Source organism: Peptoniphilus sp. oral taxon 386 str. F0131, from assembly GCF_000090945.1.
GTDB lineage: Bacteria > Bacillota > Clostridia > Tissierellales > Peptoniphilaceae > Anaerosphaera > Anaerosphaera mikwangii.
The window spans coordinates 342,983-364,671 of sequence record NZ_GL349422.1 but is presented as its reverse complement, the minus strand read 5'-3'; the positions used below and the strand labels follow the sequence as shown (position 1 = coordinate 364,671).

Genomic DNA, 21,689 nt, shown 5'->3' with positions numbered 1-21,689 from the left:
ATACAAATTAAACAAAATAGGAATGATTAATCATTCCTATTTTGTTTAAAACTGTAATATTTAGAAATATGACAATTATTAATTTATAAAACTATTAAAAGTCAACTGATTTTAACATTGCTATTTCAGCGCCACCTATTTTTATAAGTCACAGCTCATATAAATTTAACCATAAGCGGTATTAAAAATACTGTAATTATCCCTGCTATTGCAATTGAAAGTCCGCTCATAGCACCCTCAATTTCTCCAAGTTCCACCGCTTTTGATGTTCCTACCGCATGAGATGCCGTCCCGATTGAAATTCCGACTGCAACTTTATCTTTAATGCCGAATATTTTAAGTATAATCGGAGCTGAAACAGCTCCTATAATTCCTCTTATCACAATTGACATGGCTGTTACGGCAATACTTCCTCCATATTCCTCACAAAGCGGAATTCCTATTGCAGTGGTAATTGACTGAGGAAGCAGAGATATTGTTATAAACTCGCTTAACCCGAACAACTTGCACAATATAATTATACTCACAAGTGCCACAACAGAACCTGATAATATCCCCATGATTATAGGCACCAAATTGTTAAGAAGTTTATCCAAATTATGATACAGCGGCACAACAAGAGCAACAGTTGCAGGTGCAATCATAAATGATATATATCTTCCTCCAACTTCATAATCTTCATAACTTATATTAAATGTCTTTAAAAAAATTATACAAAGTGCTATTGAAATCAAAAGAGGATTTATCAGGGGACTTTTTATTTTTTTCTTTAAATACATTCCAAAACCGTAGGTTGATGCCGAAAGTATAAGACCGAAATACGGTGAACTAAACATTCTTTCTCCTCCTTTGCAAAGCTGAAACTACTATTCCGGTTACTATAGTTGTTATAATCGTAGAAATTACAATTACAAGTGCTATTGAAACAGTATGACCTTTTATATTGTCATATTCGCTGATTATTCTAACTCCTGAAGGTACAAAGAAAAATGCAAGATTTTTTAAAAGACCGTGTGATGTTTTTTCGACATCTTTTATCTTAATCATCTTAAACATAATGAATACAAATAAAAACACCATCCCGTACACCGACTCCGGTATCGGAAAATTGATAAAATGCTTTGTTACAGTTCCCAAAAACAGACAAAGCACCAAAATTGAAAATTCCTTTAAATAATTCATATTTCACCCCTACCCTATATATCATACGTGATTTCTATGATACTTTATTTTTATCCCAATTTCAAATAATAATAATTTTAGTATTGTAATATGATATCTTTATTTTTAGATATCATATTACTTTAAGTTTAATTGTATGTTATACTATTTTTGTAAGTAATATTAATTTATTTTATTAGGAGGTTTATTATAAAAAGGTTATCTTATTTTTTAACAGTTTTTATGCTTATTTGTTTACTGATACATCCTGCATATGCCCAAAATTACAGTGTACGTGAACAATCAGAACCTTTAATTTTAGAAAATCTCCTTCCTAAAAGGTTGGACGTTATAAACAATCTTTTAAGAGGTTTTGATGATGATGTAATTTATAATTATACAATCAAAAAATATTTCGCTGATACATCTTACATTTCTCAATTTATATATCAAGATTTAAAACAGAATGGAGTTATATTTTCAGGCAGATTACACTTACAATTTGTACAAGATGGTTGGGTCACATATAGCGGAAATTTATATGCGGTAGGAACTTATTAAAAATGATTTTCGGTACACTTCAGATTGTTTTCATTTTTGATTTAGATTTTCTTTATGTGTGCCTTTAATGCTTAATAGAGATGAAAAAGCTGTTCAGCTTAAAGCATAGATTTATATCTATTTGTCTTTATCTATAACATTACTATCTTATATAAAAGTAAAATCTCTATAGAAAACTTTATCCTAATTTATAGTGAGCTTAGACTCACTTTTTTTATTTATGTACCATCTATATCAATTTGTTACTATACACTTTTAAACATACTATGGTACAATGTAATATTGGAGGTATATATGATTTTTTGTTCTCTTTCAAGCGGTTCAAACGGGAACTGCGAATATATCGAATATAAGAATACCAAAATTTTAATAGATGCCGGACTCTCCGGCAAAAAGATTGAAGAGCTTTTAAGTTCAATAAATGTATCTGTTGATGAAATTGATGCAATTTTTGTAACTCATGAGCATCTCGACCATGTGAAGGGTGTCGGCGTACTTTCAAGGCGCCATAATTTAAAAGTATTTGCAAATAATAATACCTTAAATGCAATGCTCCCTATAACAAAAGAAATAAAAGCGGAAAATACCTATGTCTTTGAAAATGAAAGACCTTTTTACTTTAAGGATTTATATATAAACCCGATAGGAACATTCCATGATTGCTCATGTGGAAGTTGTTTTTCAATAATCGGAGACAAAAAAATATCTCTTGTTACAGATACAGGATATATAAACGAAGATATTCTTGAACAAATCAAAGATTCAGATTTATATTATCTTGAGGCTAATCACGATTTTGAAATGCTGATGAATGGAAGTTATTCATGGTCATTAAAGCAGAGAATAGCATCAAATAAAGGACATCTTTCAAATAAAAATGCAGCCGAAGCACTAGACAAACTTTTAAACAGGAAAAAGGAAATCGTAATGCTCTCACATCTTTCTAATGACAACAATCTCCCGATGCTCGCTGCAAGAACTGTAAGAGATGAACTTTCTCAAAAAAATATCTTGGAGGGTACCGACTATATTTTAGAGGTATCACCAAGAGAAAATATATCTACAATTCATAAATTATAGGAGGAAATATGAATATACTTCTTACAAATGATGACGGATTTTTTTCAGCAGGTATCAGAGAACTTGCAAAGCAACTCATTTTTGAAGGACACAACATAACTGTCGTTGCACCTGATGTTGAAAATTCCGGTAAAAGTCATTCTATTACATTGATGAAAGAATTAAAATTTAATAAAGTTGAAATAGACGGTCTAAACTGCAATTCTTATAGTGTTTCAGGGACGCCGGCAGATTGTGTACGTACTGCACTTGAGGTACTTGGAAATGATTTTGACTACTGTTTTTCAGGCTGTAACTTAGGTTATAATGCAGGCATGGATATAATGTATTCAGGTACTGTTTCAGCGGCTATCGAAGCAAATGTATTCGGTATAAATGCAATAGCAATCTCTGCTGAATATGATAAAATAAGTGCAGATTTTAAAAGTGCGGCAAAAGTTGCAGTAGAGGTATTTAATAAACTATCATTAGGTTTAAAAACATCTCATGTTTTGAATATAAATGTACCAAAACTTTCTTATGAAAACTTAAACGGAATTAAAATTTGTAAAGTTGGCTGCTCTGTTATGGACAAATACACAACAAGTAAAACCGACGACGGATATATTTTAAAGCTTCACGGTAGAAACAAATGTATAAACGTAGAAGGAACAGACAGATATTACTTGGAACGTGGATTTGCAACTGTTACACCTCTAATACACAACCTTACAAATGAAAATCTTGTTAATCTGTTGGGAGAAAGATTATGAAAAATGAAATAAGATATACCTCATCAAATGGAATTGACGAAATTGATGCCATAATTTGGGACTGCGAAAATCCCAAATACATATTACAAATAGCTCACGGAATGTGTGAATACATTGACAGATATGAGCCTCTTGCAAAATTTTTAAATGAAAGAAATATAATAGTTGCAGGAAATAATCATTTAGGACATGGAAAAACAGCAAAAATTCTCGGATATTTCGGCAATGGAGATACTCTTTCAAATGTAATTTCAGATATAAATCTTCTTTCAAATATGCTGAAAGAAAAATATAATCTTCCGATTTATTACCTCGGCCATTCAATGGGGTCGTTTATTATGAGATATTATATTTCAAAATACAATGTTCAAAAATGTATCCTTATGGGAACAGGACATATCAGCAAATTTAATGCAAGACTCTTATACCTATTATCTTCCATAATTGTAAAGATAAAAGGCGAAAAATATGTAAGCGGTTTATTATTAAATCTAACAACAGGCTCCTACTCAAATAAGGATGAAGGTATGTATGATTGGATAAGCTACAACAAAGAAAATATAAAAAATTATGTAGAAGATGAATTTTGTGGATATCCGTTTACAGCTAACGGATATAAGACCTTGGGACAATGCCTTGTCAAAATTAACGACAAATCCAACTTAGAAAGTACTCCGAAAGATACAGCTTTATTATTTATATCCGGAAGTGATGATGTTGTAGGGGGATTTAAAAAAGGGGTTAGAAAAGTCTATAACAATTATAAAAATTTAGGCTTTAAAAACTTGGAACTCAAATTTTATAAAAATATGAAACACGAAATATTAAATGAAGAAAATAATAAAAATGTGTATGAAAAAATTTATGAATTTTTAGAAAAGTAAAAGGGAAACCTTTTACTTTTTTTACAATCTACTATAATTAAATAATTTTATTGAGGTAAATATATGAAAATTTTAACTCTTACACTATTTTGTAACATAGTAAGTTTGTATTATTTTAAAAGTTCAAATAATATGACAGGACTTTTATATGTCCTGCCAATCTACATCATATTTAAAAGTTTTTTAATGCATTTGAAAAATCAATTGCCGGTTGACTAAAGTATAAAAACATTTCATCATTTTACAAGCTGTCAATTTCATCTACCAACATAAGAAAATCTTCTGCCGCATCCGAAACTGTATCAAAGCTTCTAAGTTCTTTATTTTTATACTGAATTTCCAATATTGTCTCATCATCTCTTATTGCAGTATCAAAAATTTTTATACTTTTTTTCTCACTAAGTTCAAGTATTCTATTTGTAATATCAACACAAATATCCGAATCACTTACTTTATTTAATAAAATCCTCATTCGCTTTCCATGCTCCTGTATTTTATTCAGCGTATCTTCAAGGCTAAAATAACTGTATAAATCACAAGTAGTAGGTATAACTACATATCTTGATGCCTTAATTGCATATTCAGCGTTAGAAGCATCACTATCAATAAAAATATAATCATAAAGTCCTTCAATCTCTCCAAGATAAGATCTTAATGTATTTTCAGACGGTAAAAAATTTTTATCATAGCTTATCAAATCCACATATTTTGTATTTGTTATGCATTCCAATGCAGATGAACCTTCAACCAAATCTTTTACAGTTTTAACTGAATCTACACCCAAACTCTTTGTAATTGTCCCTTTATTATCCAAATCTATTATAAGAACTTTTCTGTTTATTCTTGTAAAATAAAGACTCAGTTCTCTAACTATTGTGGAGCATCCAACTCCGCCCTTATCATTAAAAAAAGTTATATACATTATTCAAGCTCCTTAATACATTTTATAAGACCGTTAATCTCATCTTCTGTTGTCCTGTAATTCGTTACAAATCTTATAATTTTTTCATTTTCCAAATACGGCATAACTTCAAAACGATTTTCTATCTCAAGCTGTTTAATTTTTTCAAGAGGATAAATTATAAATACCTGATTACTTTCAGGCTCCTTAAAAAATTTAACCCCTATATTTTTTAATTCTCTTACAAGTTTAACACTCATATCATAAGCTTTATCTGCAAGTTTATAGTAAAGTCCATTCTCAAATAGCGCATCAAATTGAGCTCCTATTGCAAAACTTTTTGCCATTACAGCGCCTCTTTGTTTCATAAAATTTCTAATGTTTTGTTTAAGCTCCGGTTCAACTATCACAAGAACTTCTCCATAAATCGCTCCATTTTTAGTTCCGCCAAGCGTAAAAATATCGCAGATATTACACAAATCTTCAATCTCAATATCCGATGCTGCAAGACCATGCGCCATCCTTGCCCCGTCAATATACAAATACAGCCCTCTTTCAAGACACACATTATAAATATCTTCAATTTCGGCATAACTATACACTGAACCGAGTTCCGTAGTTTGTGATATATATACTATTTTAGGAACAGTATGATATTCCTCCGTAAGCTCATCAATTTTCTTTTCAAGGAGTATATCATTTAACTTTCCGTCTTCCGTATTAATTATTTCTATTTTATGTCCCGTAGCTTCAATTGAACCTGCCTCATGACCTGTAATATGTCCACTTGCAGCTGCAATTACAGATTCATACGGAAGAAGATTTGCACTGATTGCAATAATATTTGCAACAGTTCCTCCGCTTACAAACTCTATGTGAACATTGTCATTTTTTAAATCTCTCTTTATAAGCTGCTTAGCTCTTTCACAATATTCATCATTTCCATACCCTGCATTTCCCTTTTGATTTACCAAAGCTAACTTTTTATAAACCTCTTCATGGCATAAATCATTATAATCATTTAAAAATATATTCATAAATACTCCTCCAATGCTATAATAATTATAACACTACAATTATTTTTTGTAGAGTATTAAATAGATATAGGGGCGATAATATGAAAGACAATCACGGCGCAAATATATTTGAGCTTTCAAGAAAATATAATTTTAATCCAAAGGAAATATTGGACTTTTCTTCCAATATAAATCCTCTTGGAACTTCAAAAAGAGCACTACAATATTTAAAAGATAATTTGGAACTTGTAAGTGCATATCCTGATTCTAAATACTATGCACTGAAAGAAGAAATCTCAAAATTCACATCTGCAGACCAAAGCGACATTTTCTTGGGTAGCGGAACAACGCAGTTAATCAGAGAATACACAGCTCTTGTCAAACCTAAAAAAGCAATGTTGTTTTCTCCATGCTACAGTGAATATGAAAATGAACTGAAAAAACACAACTCAAAAATATATTTTTATAATTTGTCAGAAGAGAATAATTTTGAAGTTGATGTTGATAATCTAATTTTAACTGTCAATACCGAGAAAATAGAACTGCTTACATTTGCAAATCCCAACAATCCGACAGGAACAATCTTATCAAGAGAGCAAATTGAAAAAATACTTTCGTCTACAGATGTAAAATTGCTTCTTGACGAAACCTATGTTGAGTTTACAAATAAAAATAATTTTTCATCGATACCACTTACTAAAAAATATAAAAATCTGTTTGTAATACGAGGAGTCAGCAAATTTTTTGCAGCTCCCGGAATCAGACTCGGATACGGAATTACTTCAGACGAAGACTCAAAGATGAAACTAAATGAAAACTCAATGCTTTGGGGAATAAATATTTTTGCCGATCTGATGGGACGAGTTATGTTCTCCGACAGTAAATACCAAAGCGATGTGTTTGAATTTATCAAAAGAGAAAGAAACTATTTATTGAGAGAACTTTCTTCTATGCCTGAAATAAAAGTTTTTAAATCAGAAGGCAACTTTATCTTATGTAAAATTTTAACAGATGCTGCTGCTCACGATTTAAGAGAGCACCTTTTGACAAAAGCTATGGTAATTAGAGACTGCTCAAGCTTCAAAAATTTAAACGAAAAATATTTCAGATTTTGTATTTTAAATGAAGAAGATAATAAAAAATTAATTGCTGAAATCAAAAAATTTTTTAATAAAGCAGATTAAGAAGAATACTTTTCAGTCGCATTTGGCAGGACTCGGAATTTTTCCCTTGTCATTTCAGCTTGAGGCAGTTAGTTTCCCATCACTTGTCATTTCGACTGGTGGCGGTTAGTTTTTCCTTCCTTGTCATTTCGACTGGTGGCGGTTAGTTTTTCCTTCCTTGTCATTTCGACTGGAGGTGTAGCCGAAATGGAGAAATCTCATCTCAATAAGAGATCTCTCCGCTTCGGTCGAGATGACAGAAGAAAAAAATCTCTCCACTTCGGTTGAGATGAAAAAATATACGAGTTGATAAAAAATAATTGAAATGCATAAGATACAAAAATATATAATTTATCCACACTCTAAGGGCTACAATATAGCCCTTTTTAATCGCCTAAAATCTTTCTGTTATTTATCTTAGATAATATAATTTTTTCATATGATTAAAACTTCAAAAGAAATAATTTTTAAAATAAAATTTAATTTATTTGCATAACAAAATTTGAAAACCTAATTGTTATATTATATAATATTTGTAATGAATAAGGGTGATTATATGAATGAAAATTTTCAAACTCTGCCTACTATTGTGCGCTTAAATCTAAATCAAACATTGCAAATTATACGTGCAGAGCTTACAAGCGATTTAAACATTGCAGTTGATGTATTAAATTTATCTGATATCGAAGTTTTAAAAATTTCATTTACAGTAATATATAAAAATTTAGATGACAATTATCTGTTCAACTCAACGGAATTTTACTATCAAATAGATTCTGTCGATATTCAACCTCAAAAAATCTACTTTGTTAAACCGTTTAAAATTGATGACAGATTTAAAGATGCACGTGCAATCGAAATCAGAATTAAATCGTATACTACAGCAGACGGCAAGGAGATTGTCCTTGATGAAACAAAGGAACAGCCTTATACTCTTGCACTTATAACGGATGAAAAACAGAAAAAAATAAAAAAACTGCTCGGTCCTGAAATAATAAACTATGGAGAAAATTTAATAAATGGATGGAGATGTGTTTGCGGTGCATTTAATTCCAAAGAAACTCAAGAATGTCGACATTGTAATCGAAATAAAAACTTTATACTGAACAATTTAACAGAGCCTCTAATAAATATGAAAATTATGAGTTTGATTTCAAATTCATCTGAATCGGATGACAGCGAAGTAATTGAGATGACAACTAATTTAACACAAACTCATCTTTCAAAAATTGCTCCTACAACAGACATTCTTGAACAAATAAGAGTAAATGAAGATTCAAATAAAAAACCGGCAAATAGTTTTATGATTTTCTTAAAAAGTATCTCCTACATACTCTTAATTGTTCTTGTATTAATGATGGGTATGTTTGCATTCTCATTTACACGAAAATTCAAAGCGGATCATGTACTTGATAATGCAAAAGCTCTTTTAGCATCCGGAAAATATCAACAAGCACTTGACGAACTAAATACTCTAAAAGAATCTGATAAAGTAGAAGTTGAGCTACTTATTGAAAAAGCAAAAAAACTAATTGAATCTCAGCTTGCATTTGATGCGGGTAATAACTTTATATTAGATGGCTCATACCTTGTCGCCGTTACAAAGTTTAAAGAAGTTATTCCCGAAGATACTCTAAATTTTTCAAAATCTCAAGATAAAATAAATGAGCTTGAAAATATAATTTTAGAAAAAGCGGTTAAAGCACTTGATAACGGAAATTTTGAACAAGCTATAGACATAGTAAATGAATATCTGAAAATAGTGCCGGAATCTGCAAATGCTCAAAAAATTAAAGACACTATTAAAAAATCTCAAACAAAAGATGAACCGACAGTCTCAGAAAGCCTTGAGGAAAGTCCCGAATTTGACAAAAACAGAGCGGAAATGGCAAAAAAAGCTGAAGGTCTTCTAAATACCTATCAAAAGGTAACAGAAGAAAATGCAAATCTTAGAAATAATCCTTCTCTTGATGCCGATGTAATTACAGTTCTTCCTCTTGATTCTGATCTTTACATTAAAGATACTAAAATAGAAGGTCTTGAAAGAATTTGGTGTAATGTAGAAGCAAAAAATGCTATAACAGGAGAAACATTTAACGGATGGATTTCAAATAAGTTAATGGAAATAAAAAAATAGCCTGCAACTGCAGGTTATTTTTTACAATATTTGCACTTTATAAACTTCACTATATTCATTCAAGATAATCAAATAAAAATATTAAAAATAGAACCTGATTTTTCAAGTTCTATTTTTGTACCTTTATTAAAATTTTCTTTATAAATCTATAAGTTCATATACGTTTACAACAGGTTCTTCATACGGATGATTCAATTCGATAATTCTCTTTACATCTGCCAAATCATTTTCTCTAATTCTAAATTCCATCTTGACTTCATCTAATTCACTTACAACTCCGATTTCCCCATTAAATGGATTTGCTCCCTCAATAGGTCTAAAATGTCCCCTAACTTCACTTAGCGCAAAGACATAATCATAGTGACCTTCTTTTAATATATCTCTCTCATTAAGGGCATTTGCAACTTTAACTACATATTCTTTTGGAATAAAAACTTCTACCTTTAAATGTTTTTGCAAAATCATCACCTCAAATAGATTATATCTTAGCTTTACCACTTTTTCAACGTAAAGATACTTGAATATTTTAAATGTAAAACTATAATTATATATGTACATAAAATTTTAACAGGAGGTATAAAATGAAGATACTATGCGCAGGACCTACATCAATAGATAAAAAAGTTCTTGAAAAAATGGGAAAATCAAAAACTAATCCGGATCTTGATCCAAATTACGAAAAATTTCACAGAGAATGTGAAAATAAAATATCTAAACTTCTACATACAAAAGCAACTTCCTTCTTTATGCTCGGAGAAGCTATAATATGTCTTGAAGCTTCAATATGCTCTCTTATGGAAAAGGGAGAGAGAGTTCTTGTAATCTATAACGGTTTTTTTGGAGAAGGATTTGCCGACTATGTTGAAAATTTCGGAGGAGTAGCTTATAAATATAGAGCGGACTTTGAAAAGGGAATAAATATAGATGAACTTAGAGAATTTTTAAAAAAGGACCATGACTTTAAAATTGCAACAATGGTTCACTGTGAAACTCCATCCGGAATAACAAATGACATTAAATCAATTTGCTCACTTCTAAAGGAATATGGAATTCTCACAATAGTAGATTCAGTTTCCGCAATCGCAGGAGAATATATCAATTTTGACGACTTTAATGTCGATGTACTTATCGGCGGAAGTCAAAAATGCCTTTCAGCACCTGTGGGCATAGGAATCGTTACAATATCCGAAAAAGCAAAAGAAAAAATTAAAAACCGAATCGAAAAAGTGCCAAGTTACTATATGAATTTTGAAAACTACTACAACTTTAAAGGTGCGCCGTTTCCATATACAATGAACGAAAATTTAATATACGCAATGGATGAGGCGATAAATCAGGCACTAAACTGTGACTTTGTAACTATTCACAAAAAATATGCCGAAAATACAAGAGAAATATTTTTAAAATGCGGTTTTGAATTATATCCTAAAGACAGCTTTTCAAATACGCTGACAGCAGTAAAAACTCCTGAAAATATAACAAGTGAAAATATACTTGAACAAATGAGAAAAAGAGATATCGTAATTTCAAAAGGTGTGGGAAATATGGCGGAGAAAATTTTCAGAATAGGGCACATGGGACACAACATAGATAGAGAAAACTTTAAAGCAATGTATAAAGCACTTGACGAAAGCTTTAAAGAACTTGGCGTAAAAACAAAAAGCTCTCTATATGATGAATTTATAAAATCAGATATAGACGTATAAATCTTAAGGCTATGAGTTTTTACCCATAGCCTTTTTAATTAAATCCCTACAAAAATTTCCACAATTTTTCTTATTTTCTCTAATACCGTTTCTTTTTTCTTTTCCTCCTTATTTTTAAAACATAAAAAAAGAAGTACCGGATATTTACTTTTACTTACTATTAGTAATTTATTTAATTGTGTTTTCTTTTGATATGCCTAAGGTCATGCTTTAGTATTATCGGTCATCAACTTAGCTATGTGATGTGGAATCATAGAAACCTGCATTGACATATCAACATGATAGTTTTTGCCAATACATTCGTCCCAGTATTCAAGATGTTTTTTATCTATCCACGAATTAGAATCTTCTACATTTATGCCATTTTCTCCCTGAATAGAATACCAATAGAGATACTCAGCGTTATCAGATTTCTCTCTGAAAATAGTTTCAACATACATTTTTTCTCTGTCTAAAGTAAGCAATACATCTTCCATATATTCATTTAAAAAATTCATCCACATATCTACCACTTCTGACTTGCCATCCCGAACGCGAAATCTTGATAATTCTATTTTCATAATGCAGCCTCCAATAATTATAATTTCTTTAACTCATTTTCATTTTATTATATCACATAATAAAGCTTTTCTAAATTTTCATAAAATCTGTTGTCTTCAACTGATGTTCATAAATAAAAAACTTCTTTTGCAGTTTTTTCTGACAAAAGAAGTTTTACATTCTTACATAGGTCTTTTATCCGGTGGAATTACGGCATCTACTATTCCAAGTATAAAGGCTCCTATAAAGGCTCCGATTATACCTGTTGAAAATCCGTCTACTATTTTTCCGGTAATATAGAGTATCAATGCTGCTGTTATAAATCCGATAGCTCCTCTGCCTTTAGGGGAAGCATCTATTCCCGTAAACTTAGTAATCAACCAATCAAGTATTCCTATTACAATAGCTGCAACAACCGCGCTTGAATAGTTGGAAACAGTCATAGGACTTAAAAGAGCGGCAATACAAATTGCAACTGCACTGACTAAAATTTTTACTATGAGTTTTCCCATATTACTTCCTCCTACTTCTCAATTTTTTCTATGTTTTATATATACCCAAATAGCTGCTTGAAACATAAACTAAACTTTCTTAAACTTATTTTAATTATTCTTAACACAACATTACAAATCTTGAATTATTTGATATAATGTTTGTAATTAATAAAAGGAGAGATGATTATGAGTAAATTTATAGCTGATAAGAGTTTTTTTGAATTATTTCCCAATGCTAAACTCGGCGTGCTTTTAATAAAGAATATGCAAAATAACGAAAGTCCTGTTGAAGTTAGAAGAATGCTTGTAGATGCAAACTCCGAAGCTGAAAAGTATTTAGTTAAAAATACACTTAGTGAAAATCCGGTTATCGCAGTCTGGAGAGAAGCTTTTAAAAAATTTAAGACAAAAAAAGGTGCAAGATGTTCAATAGAAGCTCTTCTAAAGAGAGTTGATACCGGAAATATTGTAGGCTCAATAAATACTCTTGTTGATATATACAATACAGCTTCATTAAAATTCGGACTTCCTTGCGGAGCCGAAGATATGGACGCATTTGTAGGAGATTTAAGACTTACAATCACAGAAGGCGGAGATGAATTTTTTGCAATAGGTTCAGACAGAAATGAAGAAACTTATCCGGGAGAACTTTGCTACAAAGATGATGAAGGTGCAATTTGTCGTTGCTTTAATTGGAGAGATTGTCAAAGAACAATGATTAAAGATGACACTAAAAATGCCTTTCTAATTATGGAAATTGTAGATGACAGAATTGATGATCTTAAATCTGCACTTGAATTTATATCTGAAAATACCAAAAAATATTTAAATGCGGATGTTTATCTTCATATGTTAGACTGTGAAAATAACGAAGTAGAACTTTAATTTAAAATCCTCATTAGTTAATGGGGATTTTTTTATTTTTTAAGATCAATTCAATTGGAATTTTTTTAAAATTTTTATATAATATAGCTTGTATATTTTTAAATCTCAAATTTTAGGAGGAAGAGAATGGAATTTTTATATGAGGGACTTCTCAGCATTACATGGCAACAAATTGTAATGTACTTGGTTGGATTTCTCTTAATTTATCTTGCAATTGTAAAAGAATTTGAACCTGCTTTATTGCTTCCAATGGGTTTTGGTGCAATAGTTGTAAATTTACCGCTTAGTGGAGCGATAAATCAGGTGATGACAGGTATAGGTGAAGTAAACGGAATTATTGAATGGCTTTTTAATACGGGAATAGAAGCATCAGAAGCTCTTCCTCTACTTCTCTTTATAGGAATAGGTGCCATGATAGATTTCGGCCCGTTACTTTCAAATCCAAAGATGCTACTTTTCGGAGCGGCGGCACAATTCGGAATATTTTTTGCTCTATCTCTTGCAACACTTCTCGGATTCGACCTTAAAGATGCTGCTTCAATAGGAATAATAGGTGCGGCGGACGGACCTACATCAATTCTCGTATCACAAATATTAAAATCAAAATATATGGGTGCAATAGCAGTTGCGGCATATTCATATATGGCACTTGTTCCAATTGTTCAGCCGTTTGCAATAAAACTTGTGACAACAAAAAATGAACGTCTTATAAAAATGAAATACAATCCGAAAAATGTAACGAAAAAAGCAAGAATATTATTTCCGATAATAGTTACAATAATCGCAGGAATAGTCGCACCGATGAGTGTATCACTCGTGGGATTTTTAATGTTTGGAAATTTGATAAGAGAATCAGGTGTCTTATACAGTCTTACTGAAACTGCAAGTACCTCTCTTGCAAACCTGATAACACTGCTCCTTGGAATAACAATCGCATTTTCAATGAGGGCTGAACACTTTGTAACAGTAGAAACACTTCTAATAATGCTTATAGGTCTAATTGCTTTTATATTTGATACAATTGGAGGAGTCTTATTTGCAAAAGTTATAAATATATTTGCAAAAGACAAAATCAATCCAATGATAGGAGCGGCAGGAATTTCGGCATTTCCTATGTCTGCAAGAGTAGTTCAAAAAATGGGACTTAAAGAAGATCCCACAAATCACCTTTTAATGCATGCAATAGGTGCAAATGTATCAGGTCAAATAGGTTCTGTTGTTGCAGGTGGAGTAATATTAAACATTATACAAAATTACTTATAGGAGGTAAAAATGAACACAAATTTTTTAATATCTCTTGAAATAATGGGAAAGGGAATGCTCGCAATATTCGTAGTTCTCGGAATACTTGCACTTATAGTGGCACTAATGTGCAGAATTTTTAATAACTGAAAAATGCCGGAGAAATCCGGCTTTTTATTATTTATTTAAAAACAGTTTTTTAAGCTACTGTTTATTTAACAAATATTTTATGACATTTTTTTAATTTAGATGTAAAATAGAATAGAAAATATATTTAATAGGTGATAATATGTTAAAAAATTATATTGCAGGTAATAAAAATTTTTGGAACGGACGAATAGATTCCAATGAGGACTACGACTGTTTCAGATGGCATCAATGGGTTGAGTTTTTAGACCTGAATGACGATAGATCAGAAGTATTTGAAGGAAAACTCGGATTCGCATTTTTGGGATTTGAGTGTGATTACGGTATAAATTTAAACAAGGGTAGAGTAGGAGCTGCAAACGGCCCCAGGAGTATCAGAAAAGAACTTTCAAATTTGCCGTGTCAATTCAACTCAGATATAAAACTCTTTGATGCGGGCAACATCTATGTAGATAATCTTTCTCTTATTGAAGCTCAGGAAAATTTAGCAAAAGCCGTAGATAAAATTTTAAGCTTGAATTTATTTCCGATACTTCTTGGCGGAGGACATGAAATTGCATTCGGACACTATATGGGATTGTTTAACCACTATAAAAATACCGGAACTAAGCAAAATATAGGTATCATAAATTTTGATGCCCATTTTGATTTAAGACCTTATGCTGAAACCGGAGGATCTTCAGGTACGATGTTCAGACAAATCTATGACATGAACAAAGAAGAGGGTATTAAATATTCCTATTTCTGTCTCGGAATCCAAAGACATTCAAATACTGTAAATCTATTTAAATATGCAGATGAAATCGGCGCTAAATATGTACTTGCAAAGGATATTGTAAACGGGGATATGTATTCAATTTTTGAAAAGCTTGATGATTTTATTCGTGAGCAGGATAATATTTATGTAACTATCTGCTCCGATGTTTTTTCAACATCCTTTGCACCGGGGGTAAGTGCTCCTCAGCCATTGGGACTTGACCCGGAAAAAGTTATCTTATTCTTAAAGAGAATTTTCTCTTACAACAAGGTAATCAGCTTTGATATTGCCGAAGTTTCACCACGATTTGACCAAGACAGCACAACCGCAAGTTTGGCAGCCGTTCTGATTTTCTCTGTCGTAACATCACTTGCAAAATTTAAACAATAATTATTTAAATAATATAAGCCTTCAGCTTTTATATATTATTTACATCGTGTAAATCGGCACAGAGTATATTTTTATATTATAAAATTTTTAAATCAAAAGTTAAAAAGAGTCTACTTTGAGAAATTTTCCTCAAAGTAGACTCTTTTTGCCGTTAAATTATTTTTAAACAACTTTTATTTAATTTTTATTTCAAATTTGAAATTAACAATTTTAGCCAATCTTCATGTACTCTATCAAATTCATCTTTTGTATTTCTTCTTGTAAGCTCATGTGTATTTGACGCTTCTATTATTTCATAATAGAACCAGTCTGTTTTGCTTAAGTCTTTGAAGTGTACTAATTCCTGTTCATGACCTGCTATTGCTGTTTGATCAGCTACTCTGTTCAGTAGTCTGTTTAACATTGCCGCCGCTTCAGCTCTTGTCAAATTGTTGTCCGGTCTGAAAGTTCCGTCTTCATAGCCAACAATTCTCTTGTTTGCTGATATTTGATTTATTTCTTTTTCGTATTTATGACCCTTTACATCTGCAAAAGTTAATAAACCGTTGCTGCTTTTATCTATTGCTGCAACCATCTTTGCAAATTCCGCTCTTGTTATTTTGTCATTCGGTCTTATATTATTTCCGTCCGGGTCAATCATATTTGCTTTTAGAGCAGCATTTATATATTTATTGTACCAAGCATTTTCTTTTAAGTCTTGGTAGTCAGCTTTTGTATTATCTGTCAAATCCATTTTTGCAAGTCTTGTTACCATTGCCGCCGCTTCAGCTCTTGTAAGGTTTCCGTTTCCTCTAACAGTTTGGTCTTCGTATCCTTTTATATATGCTATGTGGATTTCTGTTGATATATTCTTTTCTGCCGACTTTGATAGTAATAATGTTCCTACTTTTACTACCGGAGGTTTCACATAAGGACTTTCAATATCTTTTAAATATTTCAATGTAAATTGAATTACATCTGCTTGCGGTTTTGGAGCATCTTTTATTATAAAATCTCTACCTTCATCAGATTGTATAGCTTCATAGTCAAAATCAAGTTTTTGTATAACATAGCTTTCTATTGAATTATCAGTAGCTCTTATAGTAGCTACTCTTATTTCAGGTAGTTTAAATTCAGCATCCGCTTTAAAATATCCTTTTAGTGTACCTACTACTGTATAATTGGTATTAGCTTTAGCAGATGAGTTGAATTTCACCCCGCTTAAAGTTACTTTTAACTCCTCTTTTATTCCATTAACCAAATCCATTATATCTTTGTAGGTTTTTATTTTATCTTGTCCTACAAACTTCATTGTTATGGTTACTTTTCTGCCTTCTGTTTTTATATTCGTTATTTCAAATTTTCCATTTGCTCCCTCTAAAGTAGCTTGTACTGTAGCCGGGTCGAAGTCCATTTCATTCGGTAGCATAAAAGTACCTGTCATAACATGATCAAGTCCTGATATAGAGATCTCTTCAATATTAAAATTATCCTCTGTAAACAATTTTTCAAATTCTTTAAAATTATTAACTATAGGTAAAATATTTACTACGCCTGTAAAATTAATCTTTTCTTCTTTTGTTGAAACTTCATAAACTTTATCGTGTTCCGTTTCTTTTCCAACTAAAATATCACCATATAAAGTAGTTTTTTCATCAAGTGGTGATTCTAAAACTTTTTTCTTAAATTTTAGAGTGAATTGAATATCTTTATTATTAGGATCATTTGTGAGTATAAAGTCTTTACCTGCTTCTGATTGCTCTACCTTAAATTCGAAGTTAAACGGTACGTAAACATTGCCGTTTGTTGCTCTGGCCTTAGCGAAATCTTCTCTTTCCACGTTAGCTTTAAGTTTCCCACCTATTTTTCCCTTTACTGTATAGTTGGTATTAGGGCTAGCATCTATGTTAAACTTAGCTCCGGTTAATTTTACTTTTATTGTATCATCTAACTTATTTATTGCGGTAACTATTCCTTGATAGTCTTCTATTGCATCTTGCCCAACAAGTTTTATTGTTACAGTTACTTTTTTATCTTCTTTTTGTACATCTGTTATTGTAAGTGCACCATTTACACCTTCTAAAGCAGCTGATGTTGTTGTCGGGTCAAAGTCCATTTGATTAGGTAATTCAAGTGTTACTATCGTAGTATAATCCAAGTTTGAAACGTACGTTTTCAAGCCCTGAACATTCATGTAATGTTTGTTTTTTATTTCTTCTACTTTATCTTTTATAGGCTTTACATCTAAAGCTACTGTAAATTCAATATCATCTTCACTTTTTTCAAGTAAAAACACTTTATCATGTTCCGTTTCATCACCTATTAAAATATCTCCTTCTAATTTTAGCGTCTCAAGATTCGTAATTCTTGCAAACACATTTGTTCCACTTGTAAATATACCAAGTGTCATTAGCAGAGCCATCATTAAATACATAGATTTTTTAATTGCTCTTTTCATTGTTTTGTTCCTCCCTTATTTGTTAAAATTTTATAAAAATTTGGCAAAAGATATATCTAATATGTAAGATATATTTTAGCCAATTATAAACATATGCCATAATGGTGCAAATTTGTGATTTTGTCTCATTATCATGCGAATATATTTAAATTTATCACAATTTGTCAATTTTTTTCACATATCTTACATATTATTGTACTATATTAATTTGATTTTTTAAAGGATTATTTATATTTTTAAGTTTAATTAAACAATTACTTGCCATATGAAGCTTTTATAAAGAATAAACAAGTATATTTATTATTACAAAAAATTAGACAAAAAAACGGATGACTCCTATAGTATAGGAAAGCATCCGTTTTCAGTATAATTCATATATGTGTCAGAAATTCCGAATACATATAATTTACTCTGATGGGTTTTTATTATATTTTTCAAATACTCTGTCAAATCTATCTACGCTTTTTTGATCAAGTTTATACCACTGTCCGTTTATTTTTATAAAGTATCCTGTTTTTGCAAGTTCTGTCTTCTTAAAATTCTTGTCATAAATATTTATAAAATTTGGGGGAGAAGCATATTCTGTAAATTCAGTTGTCTTTTCTCCGCTGAGTGAATCTATTTCAATTAATATATCTCTTAATTTAGATTTATCATTTATAGTCGTCATTGTACTGTCCGTAAAGCGTATCAGCTCAACATAAGAAGTATCTTTCAATTCAACATATATTACTTTGTTTCTTCTTGAAAGTACCTTGTAGGAAAGGATTAGTAAGAGCATAAAAAATATTGTTATAAAAATCTTATTTTTGTTTGTCTTTTTTCTTCTTCGTCTTCTGATAATATCACTCCTAAATAGTTAATACTCCATTCATAAATACAAATGCTCTGCCACCTACACGAACCGTATCTTCATCTTTCAATTTTGCCGTTAAAACTGATTTTCTATTTAATTCTATTCCTTGCATTGATGTTATTTGTGTTATTTCACTTGAATAATTTTTATTTATATAATATAGTGTAGCTCCTGTTGATGTACCTGAACCTGCTTCCTCATTTACATCAATTGAAGGAGAGAATGTTCTTTGTCTTACATTACTATTATCTTCAAGTGCAAATACCTGAAAACTTATCACCTTTTCCCTTTCTGAAAGTTCTTTTATCTTTTCAAAGTTGGGATTTAATTTTTCAATAGCATGTACTGATTTTAGTGGTACTACTATATCATAACTACCGGTAGTTATTTTTTTCGGCTCTAATTTTATTTCACCAATGCCTATTTCATCTATTGATATATTTAGAGCGTCTGCTATTTCTTCATTTGTAATAGTTTTTTCGATTTCTTTTGTTTTCAAAAGCATATATACATTTTTTATTTTTCCATCTTCATATTCAAGCTCGACCGGAATTTTTCCATACTTTGTATGTTGAATTATCTTATTAATTCCGTTTTCTATTGGTATTATATATTCATTCTCACAAATGGAATAAAATGTTGCTATTGTCGCATGACCACACAAATCTATTTCTCTATTAGGTGTGAAAAATCTTGTATAATATTCTCCAACATCTATTCTGTTTATAAAAACCGTTTCTGATAAATTCAAATCTCTTGCAGTATTTTGCATTTCCTCATCAGTCATCTTTTCTCCGGATATTACAACTCCTGTAGCATTTCCATTAAATGCCTTGTTTGTAAATGCATTTGCCAAGTACATATTAAAATATCGCATCATTCATCACTTCCCAAAATAGCTTCACAAATTCTCGAAAGATCTTCGTCGCTATAATATTCTATTTCTATTTTTTTTACCTTACCTTTTCCCTTAAGGCTGACTTTTGTTCCGAGAAGATTGGATAAATCTCTAATTGCCTGCTCTTTATATATATCATTCGGAACAGTTGCCGGACTCTTAAATATCAATGTTGTTTCTTTTACCGTATTGCCAAGTCTAACTATTCTTTTTGCCTCTTTATACTGCTGGTTCTTGTCTTTAATTGCAAGCAAAAGTTTAGCGTGAGATGGCGTCAAAAGTCCCTTATATACAAAATCCATTACTCTCTCATCAAGTTTTAAAAGTCTTATTGTATTTCCTATATATTGTCTGCTCTTTCCAAGAGCCTGTGCAAGCTCCTCTTGTGTCAAATTATATTGCTCTATTACATTTTTATATCCTATTGCTTCTTCTATTGGATTTAAATCAATTCTCTGAACATTCTCAATCAGTGAAATTTTGTCAGCTTCCTGCTCCGATATTTCTTTTATTACTGCCGGAACTTCTTTTAATCCTGCAATTTTTGCAGCTCTATATCTTCTTTCTCCGGCTATTATCATATATTTATCCTGAGTCTTTCTAAGAACTATCGGCTGAATTATTCCAAACTCTTCAATAGATTTAGCAAGTTCATTTAGTGCCTCTTCACTAAACTTTTTTCGAGCCTGTTTTTCATTTGCAACTATATCATCAATTAAAATGCTCTTTAATTCTTTCTCATCATCTTGTCTAAGAAGTCTTTCAACAGCATTAGTATCTTTAATAAAGCTGTTAATTCCTCTTCCTAATCCGCCTTTTTTCACCATATATTCTCCTAACTGTTCGCCTTTAAAAATTCTTTAGCAAGCTTTGAATATGCTCTTGCTCCTTTTGAAAATCTGTCATATTCAAAAATACTTACTCCAAAACTCGGAGCTTCGGCAAGTCTTACGTTTCTTGGGATTGTAGTTTTATATACAATTTCTCCAAAAAATCCTCTTACCTCATCGCTCACTTGAACCGACAAATTTGTTCTGCTGTCATACATACAAAGTATAACACCCTCTATTTTTAAATTGCGATTGAAATTTTCTTTTACAAATGTGATAGTATTCATAAGCTGCCCAACACCTTCAAGTGCATAATATTCAGTTTGTACCGGAATAAGTATACTATCTGATGCAACAAGAGCCATCATGGAAAGTATTCCAAGTGATGGGGGAGAGTCTATTATTATAAAATCATAATCCTCTTTGATCTTATCTAAAATATTTTTTAAAGTGTATTGCCAATTTTCTCTATTTGAAAGCTCAATTTCAACTCCTGCAAGTTCAGAACTTGAAGCAATTAAACTTAAATTTTTAATTGATGTAGGCACTATTACATCCACACTTTCATTTATTAGCAAATCATACACATTTTTAGTGATTTCCTGATGTTCAATTCCACTTGTAGCATTAGCTTGAGGATCCATGTCAACCACTAAAATTTTCTTTTTTTGTTTTGCAAGTGCTGCAGAAAGATTTATAACAGTCGTTGTCTTTCCAACTCCACCTTTTTGATTAAAAATTGTTATAACTTTTGCCATGGTACCTCCTAATTTATTTTTATTAATATAATTATACTACATATTATAATTTTCTTCTTTATAAAAAATTATAATATTTGATTTTTTATAAAAA

Annotated in this window: 23 protein-coding genes; 11 read left to right on the top strand and 12 right to left on the bottom strand. The window is 30.9% G+C overall.

The window, feature by feature from the left end:
• Window positions 1-155: 155 nt before the first annotated feature.
• Both HMPREF0629_RS01770 and HMPREF0629_RS01765 read right to left on the bottom strand, forming a co-directional pair.
• Complete coding sequence (locus HMPREF0629_RS01770; protein WP_009221660.1) at window positions 156-836, bottom strand: LrgB family protein; 681 nt, start codon at window positions 834-836, stop codon at window positions 156-158.
• A complete protein-coding gene (locus tag HMPREF0629_RS01765) occupies window positions 829-1,182 on the bottom strand; it encodes a CidA/LrgA family protein (protein ID WP_009221659.1) in 354 nt (117 codons plus the stop codon). Before HMPREF0629_RS01765 ends, HMPREF0629_RS01770 begins: the two co-directional genes overlap by 8 nt.
• 222 nt (window positions 1,183-1,404) lie before the next feature.
• Between HMPREF0629_RS01765 and HMPREF0629_RS01760 the strand changes: the two genes are divergently transcribed.
• The 4 genes from HMPREF0629_RS01760 (at window position 1,405) to HMPREF0629_RS01745 (ending at window position 4,438) form a co-directional block, all read left to right on the top strand.
• Window positions 1,405-1,722, top strand: a complete 318-nt coding sequence (locus tag HMPREF0629_RS01760) for a hypothetical protein (protein ID WP_009221658.1) — start codon at window positions 1,405-1,407, stop codon at window positions 1,720-1,722.
• 294 nt (window positions 1,723-2,016) lie between these two features.
• Window positions 2,017-2,802: an MBL fold metallo-hydrolase gene (locus HMPREF0629_RS01755; protein ID WP_039856433.1), complete on the top strand. Its 786-nt coding sequence runs from the start codon at window positions 2,017-2,019 to the stop codon at window positions 2,800-2,802.
• An 8-nt stretch (window positions 2,803-2,810) separates the two neighbouring features.
• Complete coding sequence (surE, locus tag HMPREF0629_RS01750; RefSeq protein ID WP_009221656.1) at window positions 2,811-3,554, top strand: 5'/3'-nucleotidase SurE; 744 nt, start codon at window positions 2,811-2,813, stop codon at window positions 3,552-3,554.
• Window positions 3,551-4,438 carry an alpha/beta fold hydrolase gene (locus HMPREF0629_RS01745; protein ID WP_009221655.1) on the top strand — a complete coding sequence of 296 codons (888 nt, stop codon included), beginning with the start codon at window positions 3,551-3,553 and terminating at the stop codon, window positions 4,436-4,438. Before surE ends, HMPREF0629_RS01745 begins: the two co-directional genes overlap by 4 nt.
• 241 nt (window positions 4,439-4,679) lie before the next feature.
• Here the strand turns inward: HMPREF0629_RS01745 and HMPREF0629_RS01740 are convergent, their stop codons facing one another.
• The gene (locus HMPREF0629_RS01740; RefSeq protein WP_009221654.1) at window positions 4,680-5,360 is read right to left on the bottom strand and encodes a ParA family protein; all 681 of its coding nucleotides are present in this window, start codon (window positions 5,358-5,360) and stop codon (window positions 4,680-4,682) included.
• Window positions 5,360-6,376 (bottom strand): low specificity L-threonine aldolase, encoded by a 1,017-nt coding sequence (locus HMPREF0629_RS01735; protein ID WP_009221653.1) that lies wholly within the window; start codon window positions 6,374-6,376, stop codon window positions 5,360-5,362. The genes HMPREF0629_RS01740 and HMPREF0629_RS01735 overlap by 1 nt, the downstream gene beginning before the upstream one ends.
• 80 nt (window positions 6,377-6,456) lie before the next feature.
• Between HMPREF0629_RS01735 and HMPREF0629_RS01730 the strand changes: the two genes are divergently transcribed.
• Window positions 6,457-7,539 (top strand): histidinol-phosphate transaminase, encoded by a 1,083-nt coding sequence (locus tag HMPREF0629_RS01730; RefSeq protein WP_009221652.1) that lies wholly within the window; start codon window positions 6,457-6,459, stop codon window positions 7,537-7,539.
• A gap of 535 nt (window positions 7,540-8,074) precedes the next feature.
• Complete coding sequence (locus tag HMPREF0629_RS01725) at window positions 8,075-9,655, top strand: SH3 domain-containing protein (RefSeq protein ID WP_039856431.1); 1,581 nt, start codon at window positions 8,075-8,077, stop codon at window positions 9,653-9,655.
• 138 nt (window positions 9,656-9,793) lie between these two features.
• On the opposite strand, the gene HMPREF0629_RS01720 is transcribed toward HMPREF0629_RS01725, so the two are convergent.
• On the bottom strand, window positions 9,794-10,114 hold the full coding sequence (locus tag HMPREF0629_RS01720; protein WP_235043775.1) for a hypothetical protein: 321 nt from the start codon (window positions 10,112-10,114) through the stop codon (window positions 9,794-9,796).
• 122 nt (window positions 10,115-10,236) lie between these two features.
• On the opposite strand from HMPREF0629_RS01720, the gene HMPREF0629_RS01715 reads away from it, so the two are divergent.
• A complete protein-coding gene (locus HMPREF0629_RS01715) occupies window positions 10,237-11,361 on the top strand; it encodes an alanine--glyoxylate aminotransferase family protein (RefSeq protein WP_009221649.1) in 1,125 nt (374 codons plus the stop codon).
• 203 nt (window positions 11,362-11,564) lie between these two features.
• On the opposite strand, the gene HMPREF0629_RS01710 is transcribed toward HMPREF0629_RS01715, so the two are convergent.
• Complete coding sequence (locus HMPREF0629_RS01710; protein ID WP_009221648.1) at window positions 11,565-11,921, bottom strand: DUF6176 family protein; 357 nt, start codon at window positions 11,919-11,921, stop codon at window positions 11,565-11,567.
• Window positions 11,922-12,083: 162 nt separating this feature from the next.
• Window positions 12,084-12,413 carry a phage holin family protein gene (locus tag HMPREF0629_RS01705; protein WP_009221647.1) on the bottom strand — a complete coding sequence of 110 codons (330 nt, stop codon included), beginning with the start codon at window positions 12,411-12,413 and terminating at the stop codon, window positions 12,084-12,086.
• Window positions 12,414-12,581: 168 nt separating this feature from the next.
• On the opposite strand from HMPREF0629_RS01705, the gene HMPREF0629_RS01700 reads away from it, so the two are divergent.
• From HMPREF0629_RS01700 to hutG, 4 genes are all read left to right on the top strand, one after another.
• Window positions 12,582-13,280: a B3/4 domain-containing protein gene (locus tag HMPREF0629_RS01700; protein ID WP_039856426.1), complete on the top strand. Its 699-nt coding sequence runs from the start codon at window positions 12,582-12,584 to the stop codon at window positions 13,278-13,280.
• Between the two features lie 126 nt (window positions 13,281-13,406).
• Entirely contained in the window at window positions 13,407-14,543 is a 1,137-nt protein-coding gene (locus HMPREF0629_RS01695; RefSeq protein WP_009221645.1) for a sodium ion-translocating decarboxylase subunit beta, read from the top strand.
• Window positions 14,544-14,552: 9 nt separating this feature from the next.
• Entirely contained in the window at window positions 14,553-14,672 is a 120-nt protein-coding gene (locus HMPREF0629_RS08100; RefSeq protein ID WP_039856423.1) for an OadG-related small transporter subunit, read from the top strand.
• Between the two features lie 139 nt (window positions 14,673-14,811).
• Window positions 14,812-15,816, top strand: coding sequence for a formimidoylglutamase (hutG, locus tag HMPREF0629_RS01685; RefSeq protein WP_009221644.1), 1,005 nt, complete (start codon window positions 14,812-14,814; stop codon window positions 15,814-15,816).
• 184 nt (window positions 15,817-16,000) lie between these two features.
• On the opposite strand, the gene HMPREF0629_RS07780 is transcribed toward hutG, so the two are convergent.
• The 5 genes from HMPREF0629_RS07780 to HMPREF0629_RS01660 all read right to left on the bottom strand — a co-directional run bounded on the left by HMPREF0629_RS07780 (window position 16,001) and on the right by HMPREF0629_RS01660 (window position 21,595).
• Complete coding sequence (locus HMPREF0629_RS07780; RefSeq protein ID WP_050747981.1) at window positions 16,001-18,253, bottom strand: S-layer homology domain-containing protein; 2,253 nt, start codon at window positions 18,251-18,253, stop codon at window positions 16,001-16,003.
• A gap of 406 nt (window positions 18,254-18,659) precedes the next feature.
• Window positions 18,660-19,034, bottom strand: coding sequence for a hypothetical protein (locus HMPREF0629_RS01675; protein WP_009221642.1), 375 nt, complete (start codon window positions 19,032-19,034; stop codon window positions 18,660-18,662).
• Between the two features lie 70 nt (window positions 19,035-19,104).
• Window positions 19,105-19,989 carry a PhzF family phenazine biosynthesis protein gene (locus HMPREF0629_RS01670; protein ID WP_039856421.1) on the bottom strand — a complete coding sequence of 295 codons (885 nt, stop codon included), beginning with the start codon at window positions 19,987-19,989 and terminating at the stop codon, window positions 19,105-19,107.
• Window positions 19,986-20,834, bottom strand: coding sequence for a ParB/RepB/Spo0J family partition protein (locus HMPREF0629_RS01665; RefSeq protein ID WP_009221640.1), 849 nt, complete (start codon window positions 20,832-20,834; stop codon window positions 19,986-19,988). The genes HMPREF0629_RS01670 and HMPREF0629_RS01665 overlap by 4 nt, the downstream gene beginning before the upstream one ends.
• An 8-nt stretch (window positions 20,835-20,842) precedes the next feature.
• Window positions 20,843-21,595: a ParA family protein gene (locus HMPREF0629_RS01660; protein WP_009221639.1), complete on the bottom strand. Its 753-nt coding sequence runs from the start codon at window positions 21,593-21,595 to the stop codon at window positions 20,843-20,845.
• Window positions 21,596-21,689 lie beyond the last annotated feature (94 nt).

Coding starts and splice junctions, on each gene's coding strand:
- HMPREF0629_RS01725 (WP_039856431.1), top strand. CDS start 8,075: ATGAATGAAAATTTTCAAACTCTGCCTACTATTGTGCGCTTAAATCTA.
- HMPREF0629_RS07780 (WP_050747981.1), bottom strand. CDS start 18,253: ATGAAAAGAGCAATTAAAAAATCTATGTATTTAATGATGGCTCTGCTA.
- HMPREF0629_RS01730 (WP_009221652.1), top strand. CDS start 6,457: ATGAAAGACAATCACGGCGCAAATATATTTGAGCTTTCAAGAAAATAT.
- HMPREF0629_RS01670 (WP_039856421.1), bottom strand. CDS start 19,989: ATGATGCGATATTTTAATATGTACTTGGCAAATGCATTTACAAACAAG.
- HMPREF0629_RS01755 (WP_039856433.1), top strand. CDS start 2,017: ATGATTTTTTGTTCTCTTTCAAGCGGTTCAAACGGGAACTGCGAATAT.
- hutG (WP_009221644.1), top strand. CDS start 14,812: ATGTTAAAAAATTATATTGCAGGTAATAAAAATTTTTGGAACGGACGA.
- HMPREF0629_RS08100 (WP_039856423.1), top strand. CDS start 14,553: ATGAACACAAATTTTTTAATATCTCTTGAAATAATGGGAAAGGGAATG.
- surE (WP_009221656.1), top strand. CDS start 2,811: ATGAATATACTTCTTACAAATGATGACGGATTTTTTTCAGCAGGTATC.
- HMPREF0629_RS01665 (WP_009221640.1), bottom strand. CDS start 20,834: ATGGTGAAAAAAGGCGGATTAGGAAGAGGAATTAACAGCTTTATTAAA.
- HMPREF0629_RS01770 (WP_009221660.1), bottom strand. CDS start 836: ATGTTTAGTTCACCGTATTTCGGTCTTATACTTTCGGCATCAACCTAC.
- HMPREF0629_RS01700 (WP_039856426.1), top strand. CDS start 12,582: ATGAGTAAATTTATAGCTGATAAGAGTTTTTTTGAATTATTTCCCAAT.
- HMPREF0629_RS01740 (WP_009221654.1), bottom strand. CDS start 5,360: ATGTATATAACTTTTTTTAATGATAAGGGCGGAGTTGGATGCTCCACA.
- HMPREF0629_RS01765 (WP_009221659.1), bottom strand. CDS start 1,182: ATGAATTATTTAAAGGAATTTTCAATTTTGGTGCTTTGTCTGTTTTTG.
- HMPREF0629_RS01660 (WP_009221639.1), bottom strand. CDS start 21,595: ATGGCAAAAGTTATAACAATTTTTAATCAAAAAGGTGGAGTTGGAAAG.
- HMPREF0629_RS01675 (WP_009221642.1), bottom strand. CDS start 19,034: ATGCTCTTACTAATCCTTTCCTACAAGGTACTTTCAAGAAGAAACAAA.
- HMPREF0629_RS01710 (WP_009221648.1), bottom strand. CDS start 11,921: ATGAAAATAGAATTATCAAGATTTCGCGTTCGGGATGGCAAGTCAGAA.
- HMPREF0629_RS01705 (WP_009221647.1), bottom strand. CDS start 12,413: ATGGGAAAACTCATAGTAAAAATTTTAGTCAGTGCAGTTGCAATTTGT.
- HMPREF0629_RS01760 (WP_009221658.1), top strand. CDS start 1,405: ATGCTTATTTGTTTACTGATACATCCTGCATATGCCCAAAATTACAGT.
- HMPREF0629_RS01745 (WP_009221655.1), top strand. CDS start 3,551: ATGAAAAATGAAATAAGATATACCTCATCAAATGGAATTGACGAAATT.
- HMPREF0629_RS01695 (WP_009221645.1), top strand. CDS start 13,407: ATGGAATTTTTATATGAGGGACTTCTCAGCATTACATGGCAACAAATT.
- HMPREF0629_RS01715 (WP_009221649.1), top strand. CDS start 10,237: ATGAAGATACTATGCGCAGGACCTACATCAATAGATAAAAAAGTTCTT.
- HMPREF0629_RS01735 (WP_009221653.1), bottom strand. CDS start 6,376: ATGAATATATTTTTAAATGATTATAATGATTTATGCCATGAAGAGGTT.